Here is a 7170-nt window from a genome sequence, read left to right on the forward strand (position 1 = left end):
TTAGCCTCCGATGGCGCTCATGCTGCGGTCCGGCTGGACGAAGTCCGGAGCGTCCAGTCCCACGTGGTCCATGCCGTGGGCCTTGGGCTTCAGCCACATGGCATCCTGCCAGCGTTCGGCGAGCTGCTGGTCGCTGGCGCCCTGCCGCAGCAGGCCGAGCAGGTCGAACTCCTCGCGGGAGAAGAGGCAGCTCATGATCTTGCCTTCGGCCGTGATGCGGGTCCGCCGGCAGTCGGAGCAGAACGGTTCGGTGACCGAGGCGATGATCCCCACGGTTCCCAGCACCGGGCTGTTTGAATCACCGGCCGGCACAGCGGAACCGGCAGGAGCAGCGGAACCGGCCGTCCGGCGTCGTACTTCAAAGCGTTCCGCCGGTGCGCCGTCGCGGGCACGCGGATCCGGGCTCAGCACGAACTCCTGCGAGAGGAGTTCGCGGATCTCGGCCGCGGTGATCATGTTCCGGCGGGTCCAGCCGTGGTCGGCGTCCAGCGGCATCTGCTCGATGAAGCGTAGTTCGTAGCCGCGCTCCAGCGCCCAGGCCAGGAGGGACGGCGATTCCGTGTCATTGATGCCCCGCATCAGGACGGCGTTGAGCTTCACGGGGCCCAGGCCGGCAGCCCAGGCGGCATCCACCCCGGCGAGCACCCGGTCCAGGAACGGGCGGCGGGTCAGCTTGGCAAAGGTCTCCTCATGCAGCGAATCCAGGGAGACGTTGATGCGCGTCAGGCCGGCGGCCTTGAGGGCGGCAGCCTTCCGGTCCAGCCCCACGCCGTTCGTCGTCATGGAGATCGGGAGTTCGGGTTGTGCCTGCCGCAGTGCGCCAATGATGTCGACCAGGTCGGCCCGCACCAGCGGCTCGCCGCCCGTCAGGCGCAGTTCGCGCACGCCCAGCAGGTTCACGCCGACGCCCACAATCCGGACGATTTCCTCGGCCGTCATGACCGCCTGCTTGGCGAGCCACTCCAGCCCCTCGGCGGGCATGCAGTAGGTGCAGCGCAGGTTGCACTTGTCCGTGAGCGAAAGCCGCATATCCGTGGCCCGGCGTCCGTACCGGTCCGCGAGGCCAGCAGGCGCGTCAGCCGGGCGGGCGGGAACCCCGGCCGGACCGGCAGCCGGGAGGGGCTGCGAACCGGTAACGGGTGCGCCTCCTTCACGGAACTGCGGGATGCCAAGCTGAACACTCATGAATTCAGGCTACGCCACCGCGGGCCGCCGATCACATCCGTCCCGCCTGGTGACTGGCGCGGGGCCGCAGGGCCGCAAAATGCGGCAGACCGCGGGAGGACAGCGGGGAGGACACCGGTGCCGGAAAACGCCGGCGAATCTATGCTGGAAGGGTGAACGGGTCCCATGAGCCAGGCGGGCACTGGCGCCTGTGGGCAGCGGTTGCGGGAGCGGTGGCAGCAGGCACGGGAGTCATCGCCAGTGAACTCGTTGCGGGCTTCATCAGTCCCTCACTGTCAACGGTGACAGCCCTTGGCGGCGCCGTCATCGATGCGGTCCCGCCGGCTGTCAAGGACTGGGCTGTTGGCCTCTTCGGAACGGCGGACAAGCTCGCCCTGCTGGCCGGCATGGCGCTGGCCATCGCTGTGATCGCCGCCGCGGCAGGCGTCCTTGAACTGCGCCGGCGCTTCGCGGGTGTCGCCGTCTTTGCGGTCTTCGGCATCGTGGGCCTGGCCGCGGTTCTGACCCGCGCCCAGGTGACCGCAACCGCCGTCGTCCTTCCCCTCCTGGCAGCCGGCATCGGTATCGCCGTACTGCTCAAGCTGGTCAGGCGGCTGGCTGCCGCCGGTGCCGCCGGTGCCGGGGAAGCCGGCGGTACCGGGGAAGCACCGGCCCGCCGTGGCTTCTTCCAAATGCTGGGAGGCACCGCCGCCGGCGTCCTGGTGGGCGGCGCCGTCGTCACCGTCTGGCGTGGCGGAGCCGCCGGCGTCAACGAGGTCCGCCGGGCCCTGCGGCTGCCCGTGCCGCAATCCCCGGCACCGCCCATTCCGGCCGGCGCCGACATCGGACTGGCGGGAGTTGCCCCGCTGGTCACGCCTAATCCCGACTTCTACCGCATTGACACGGCACTGTCCGTTCCCGTGCTTGATTCCCGCGAGTGGAGGCTCAAGGTCACCGGCCTGGTTGAAAGCGAGGTGGAGCTCACCTTCGAGGACCTCCTGGCGAAGCCCCTGATCGAGCGGCACGTGACCATCGCCTGCGTGTCCAACGAGGTGGGAGGCGACCTGATCGGCAACGCCCGCTGGCTGGGCTGGCCCGTGCGGGAGCTGCTGGCGATGGCGGGCCCCAAACCGGAGGCGGACATGGTCCTGTCGCGGAGCTCGGACGGGTTTACGGCGAGCACCCCGCTGGAAGTGCTCACCGACCGGCGTGATGCGCTGCTCGCCCTGGGCATGAACGGCGAACCGCTTCCGCTCGAACACGGCTTCCCCGTGCGCATTATCGTCCCCGGGCTGTACGGGTACGTTTCCGCGACAAAGTGGCTCACCGAACTCAAGGTCACCAGGTTCGCGGACGACGTTGCCTACTGGACGCCGCGAGGCTGGTCGGAGCGTGGCCCCATCAAGCTGTCATCCCGGATCGACGTGCCGCGCAACGGCGCCTCGTTACCTGCCGGGAACGTGATGTTTGGCGGCGTGGCCTGGGCACAGCACACCGGTATCGGGAAGGTGGAGCTGCGTGTGGACCGGGGGAACTGGCAGCCGGCCCGGCTCGCCCCGGGCATCTCAGTGGACACGTGGTACCAGTGGGAACTCGGCCTTGACCTGCAGCCCGGCGAGCACGAGGTCCAGGTGCGGGCGACGGACCTGAAAGGCACTGTGCAGATCGAGGAACGGCGCTCGGTGGCTCCGGACGGTGCCACGGGCCTGCACACCATTAGAGTGGACGTGAAAACATAGCCCACCTAAGGCCGGACCATGCACAGCCATTCGCAGCGACACGGCGACGTTGCCGTACCTTCTGCCGAGCCCTCCGCCGCCGCCCCTGATGCGGGCGCCGGCAAGCACGGGCACAGCACCGGTGACCACAGCACGCATGATCACAGCACGCACCGCAGCGTCGCGGATCACCGGCAGGCGGTCAGGGAGCTCCTCGAACCGCTGCTGTCGCGGGAGCGGACCGAGCTGCTGCCGCTGGTCCAGGCCCTGGGCCGCGGCCTCGCCGAAGACATTACGGCGCCGCTGAGCCTCCCCCCGTTTCCCAACTCGCAGATGGATGGCTTTGCCATCCGCTCCGGGGACGTGCCCCACGGCGGCACGAGGCTGCGCGTCGCGGCTCCGGTACCAGCGGGCGCAAGTCCTGCGCCGCTGGAGCCGGGCACCGCTGTCCCCATCATGACCGGCGGCATGCTGCCCGCCGGGGCGGACGCCGTCGTACCCATTGAACAGGCCGTACCCTCCGTCTTTCCGGCCGCCGGCGAAGAGGCCGAGGTGAGACTGCCGGCCGCGGCCGCCGGGACCTTTGTCCGCGCCGTCGGAAGCGACATCGCAGCCGGCCAGCAGGCCCTGGCCGCAGGCACCTGCCTGGGTCCGGCGCAGCTGGGCCTGCTGGCCGCGCTGGGGTTGCCGGAAGTCCTGGTTCACAAGCAGCTGTCCGTCCTGCTGGTCACCACCGGGGATGAGGTGGTGGAGCCCGGGGAACGGCTGGGCGACGGCAAGATCTACGATGCCAACGGCACCCTCCTGGAATCCGCGCTGCGGCAGGCGGGACTGGCCGTGACGAGGGCCGGCATTTCCGCCGACAGCCCGGAGGCCCTGCGGGCGCTGCTGCGAAGCCACACCTCTGCCGTGGATCTCATTGTCAGCACCGGGGGAGTCAGCAAGGGGGCGTACGAGGTGGTGCGGCAGGCCATGGACGGCCAGGACGTAACATTCGGGCACGTGGCCATGCAGCCAGGCGGCCCGCAAGGGCTGGGAAGGTTCGACGGCGTTCCCCTGCTGGCGTTTCCGGGCAACCCCGTCAGCTGCCTCGTTTCCTTTGAGATGTTTCTGCGGCCGGTGCTCGGGGAACTGTTCGGTGCACCCGCGCCCAGGCCCGCGGTCCGGGCCCGGCTGGCGCAGCCGCTGTCCTCCCCGGCCGGCAAGCATCAGGTCCGCCGCGGGTCGCTGCAGGGCGACGGAACAGTCCGGCTGCAGGGCGGAGAAAGCTCCCACCTGGTGCAGGCGCTGGCCCACTCCAACGCACTTGTGCACGTCCCTGTCGGCACCGCCGTTCTTAACGAGGGCGCTGAAGTGGAAGTATGGATGCTGTGACTGCAGAAAATGACCACGGCGCCCTGACGCACCTGCGCCGTGACGGCACCGCTCAGATGGTGGACGTCTCGGAAAAGCCGGAGACCACGCGCGAGGCCACGGCCACGGCGACGGTCCACAGTACTGCCGAGGTCCTGGCCCTGCTGGGTACCGGCGGCCTGCCGAAGGGCGACGCCCTGGCCGTGGCCCGCGTTGCAGGGATCATGGCGGCTAAGAAAACCCCTGAACTGATCCCGCTGTGCCACCCGCTGCCGATTTCCAAAGTCACGGTCGACTTTCAGCTCGGGACCGAGACCGTGGACATCCTGGCCACCGTCAAAACCCGGGGCGTGACCGGCGTCGAAATGGAGGCCCTGACGGCCGCTTCCGTGGCAGCGCTGAGTGTGTACGACATGATCAAGGCCGTGGACAAGCACGCCGTCCTCACCGACATCAAGGTGCTGGCCAAGAGCGGCGGCAAGAGCGGGGACTGGGCCCTGTGAGCACACCCAACCCCAACGGCAGGGCGGCGCACGTCCACGGCGAGGTGCACGGTCGCAAAGCCGGCGTCGTCATCGCGTCAACGCGCGCGGCCTCCGGCGTCTACCGGGATGAGACCGGACCAGTCATCACCGACTGGCTGACCGAACACGGCTTTGTGCCGTATCCCGTCATGGTGGTGCCTGACGGCGAGCCCGTGGGGGCGGCCATCCGGGCGCTCCTGACCCAGGAACCCGCCGTCGTCATCACCAGCGGCGGCACCGGCCTGAGCCCGGATGACCGGACGCCGGAGATGACGCTGCCGCTGCTGGACCGCGAAATTCCCGGCATCATGGAAGGCATCAGGCAATACGGAACGGCCAAGACGCCTCACGCGATGCTCAGCAGGGGGCATGCCGGTTCGGCGGGCCGGACTTTCATCATCAACCTGCCCGGATCACCCAAGGGTGTCATGGACGGCCTGTCCGTCCTGGACCCGGTGATCGGGCACCTGTGCGACCAGTTGGAGGGCGGACATGGCCACTGAGGCATCGTTCGAAGTAGTACACGCGGTGCTCAGCACCGAACCCATCTCTGTGGACCAGGCCATCGCCGCCGTGGAATCGGATACCGCCGGCGCGGTGGTCAGCTTCAGCGGCGTGGTCCGGAACCACGACGGCGGCAAGCCGGTGGACCGGCTCAGCTACAGTGCCCACCCGACGGCGGCGAAGGTGCTGGACGACCTTGTGGCGAAGCTGGTGGCCGAACAGGCCGAAGCGGCGGGAACTGAGGAGCCTGACGGTGCGGGAGGGACCCCGCCGGTGCGGATCTGGGTGGCGCACCGGGTGGGCCCGCTGGAAATCGGTGACCCGGCGCTCGTCTGCGCTGTATCCGCCGCCCACCGCGGGCAGGCGTTCGCGGTGTGCTCCGAGCTCGTGGACCGCGTCAAGGCCCAGGTGCCGATCTGGAAGGAACAGTTCTTCAGCGACGGCACCGTGGAATGGGTCGGGGCCGGGGAATAAGGGCCTCTGGGCACACACTCAGCGTGAGGTAACGCATGTGCTCCGGTTCCGTCCGGCCCAGGGGCGAACGGTAGTGTTGAACCCATGACCCAACAACTTCCTGTCGCCGTTCTGGGCGCAAACGGGCGCATGGGCGCCGAGGCCGTGAAAGCTGTGGAGGCCGCTCCCGACATGAAGCTCGTCGCCGCGCTGGGACGCGGTGACTCCCTCGAATCCCTGCTCGACGCCGGTGCCCGGTACGTCGTGGACCTCACTGTTCCGGAGAGCACCGAGGAGAACGTCCGCTTCGCCGTCGAACACGGCATGCACGCCGTAGTGGGCACCACGGGCTGGGACCTGGGCAGGCTGGAGTCGCTGGAGACCCTGCTGGCCGGCCACCCGGAGGTCGGGGTTCTGATTGCACCCAACTTCGCCCTGGGCTCCGTGCTTACTTCGGCGTTTGCCGCCAAGGCGTCCAAGTACTTTGAATCTGTGGAGATCATCGAACTCCACCACCCGGATAAGGTGGATGCGCCGTCGGGTACCGCGGTGCGCACCGCGCAGCTGGTGGCAGCGGAACGCGAGGCGGCCGGCGTCGGTCCCAGCCCTGACGCCACCACGACCGAACTGGCCGGTGCCCGCGGCTGTGAGGTGGACGGCGTGCGTGTCCACAGCGTCCGGCTGCGCGGGCTCGTGGCCCATCAGGAAGTCCTGCTGGGCGGCCCGGGGGAGCAGCTGGTGCTGCGCCATGATTCCTTCGACCGGGCGTCGTTCATGCCCGGGGTTCTTCTGGGCGTGCGGAGCGTTGCAGCGCATCCCGGACTCACGGTGGGTCTGGACGGTTACCTGGACCTGGGGCTGTAAGCCAAGTGAAACCGCTTCTTGGCTGGCTGAAGGCAAACCGCACCAAGATCTGGGTGGGCGCGGTCACACTGCTGCTGGTCTTCTATCTTGTGGTGTCCTTCCAGCGCTCCGTTCTGCTGCTGACGGACGCCGAGCCCGTAGCCAAAGCCATCGGTGCTGCATATCTCGTGCTGCCGGTAATCGGCGCCTGGGCACTGATCCGGGAACTTCTCTTTGGCGCCCGGACCGAACAGATGGCACGGGTGCTTGAGGCCGAAGGCGGCCTGCCGGAGGACAACCTGCCCCGCACACCGGCCGGCCGGATCATCCGCGCCGCCGCGGACCAGGAGTTCGAGAAGTACCGCGCGGAAACGGAAGCGGCACCGGACGATTGGCGGTCCTGGTTCCGGCTCAGCTGCGCCTATGACGCCTCCGGTGACCGGAAGCGCGCACGTTCGTCCATGCGCGATGCCGTGCGCCTGTTCCGCGCCTCCGGGGACGCGGTGGCCCGCTAGGTGTATTGACCACGGACGTTAGTGACGCTCGGCGTGGTTCGGTGACATGAAGAAGACCTCCGGGTGGAGTGGGGCTTGTCTAGAGTCCAATTCCAC

The 7170-nt window shown here is 68.7% G+C and carries 8 protein-coding genes; 7 read left to right on the forward strand and 1 reads right to left on the reverse strand.

The genetic code is table 11. The annotated features are described in order from the left end of the window. Entirely contained in the window at positions 1-1185 is a 1185-nt protein-coding gene (gene moaA, locus ACFTR6_RS06760) for a GTP 3',8-cyclase MoaA (RefSeq protein ID WP_377957325.1), read from the reverse strand. Positions 1186-1337: 152 nt separating this feature from the next. On the opposite strand from moaA, the gene ACFTR6_RS06765 reads away from it, so the two are divergent. The 7 genes from ACFTR6_RS06765 to ACFTR6_RS06795 all read left to right on the forward strand — a co-directional run bounded on the left by ACFTR6_RS06765 (position 1338) and on the right by ACFTR6_RS06795 (position 7074). Beyond that, a complete protein-coding gene (locus tag ACFTR6_RS06765; RefSeq protein WP_377957326.1) occupies positions 1338-2903 on the forward strand; it encodes a molybdopterin-dependent oxidoreductase in 1566 nt (521 codons plus the stop codon). Positions 2904-2921: 18 nt separating this feature from the next. Then, the gene (gene glp / locus ACFTR6_RS06770; protein WP_377957327.1) at positions 2922-4256 is read left to right on the forward strand and encodes a gephyrin-like molybdotransferase Glp; all 1335 of its coding nucleotides are present in this window, start codon (positions 2922-2924) and stop codon (positions 4254-4256) included. Further along, complete coding sequence (gene moaC, locus ACFTR6_RS06775; RefSeq protein ID WP_076798137.1) at positions 4244-4738, forward strand: cyclic pyranopterin monophosphate synthase MoaC; 495 nt, start codon at positions 4244-4246, stop codon at positions 4736-4738. The genes glp and moaC overlap by 13 nt, the downstream gene beginning before the upstream one ends. Next, entirely contained in the window at positions 4735-5262 is a 528-nt protein-coding gene (locus tag ACFTR6_RS06780; protein WP_377957328.1) for a MogA/MoaB family molybdenum cofactor biosynthesis protein, read from the forward strand. The genes moaC and ACFTR6_RS06780 overlap by 4 nt, the downstream gene beginning before the upstream one ends. Then, entirely contained in the window at positions 5252-5737 is a 486-nt protein-coding gene (locus ACFTR6_RS06785) for a molybdenum cofactor biosynthesis protein MoaE (RefSeq protein WP_087873530.1), read from the forward strand. The genes ACFTR6_RS06780 and ACFTR6_RS06785 overlap by 11 nt, the downstream gene beginning before the upstream one ends. An 84-nt stretch (positions 5738-5821) precedes the next feature. Further along, positions 5822-6580, forward strand: a complete 759-nt coding sequence (gene dapB, locus ACFTR6_RS06790; RefSeq protein WP_377957329.1) for a 4-hydroxy-tetrahydrodipicolinate reductase — start codon at positions 5822-5824, stop codon at positions 6578-6580. A gap of 5 nt (positions 6581-6585) precedes the next feature. Next, complete coding sequence (locus tag ACFTR6_RS06795) at positions 6586-7074, forward strand: hypothetical protein (protein WP_076798133.1); 489 nt, start codon at positions 6586-6588, stop codon at positions 7072-7074. The last annotated feature ends 96 nt before the right edge of the window (positions 7075-7170 follow it).

Origin of the sequence: Arthrobacter sp. NPDC057009, from assembly GCF_042673905.1 — a bacterium.
In the GTDB taxonomy this organism is placed as follows: Bacteria; Actinomycetota; Actinomycetes; order Actinomycetales; family Micrococcaceae; genus Arthrobacter.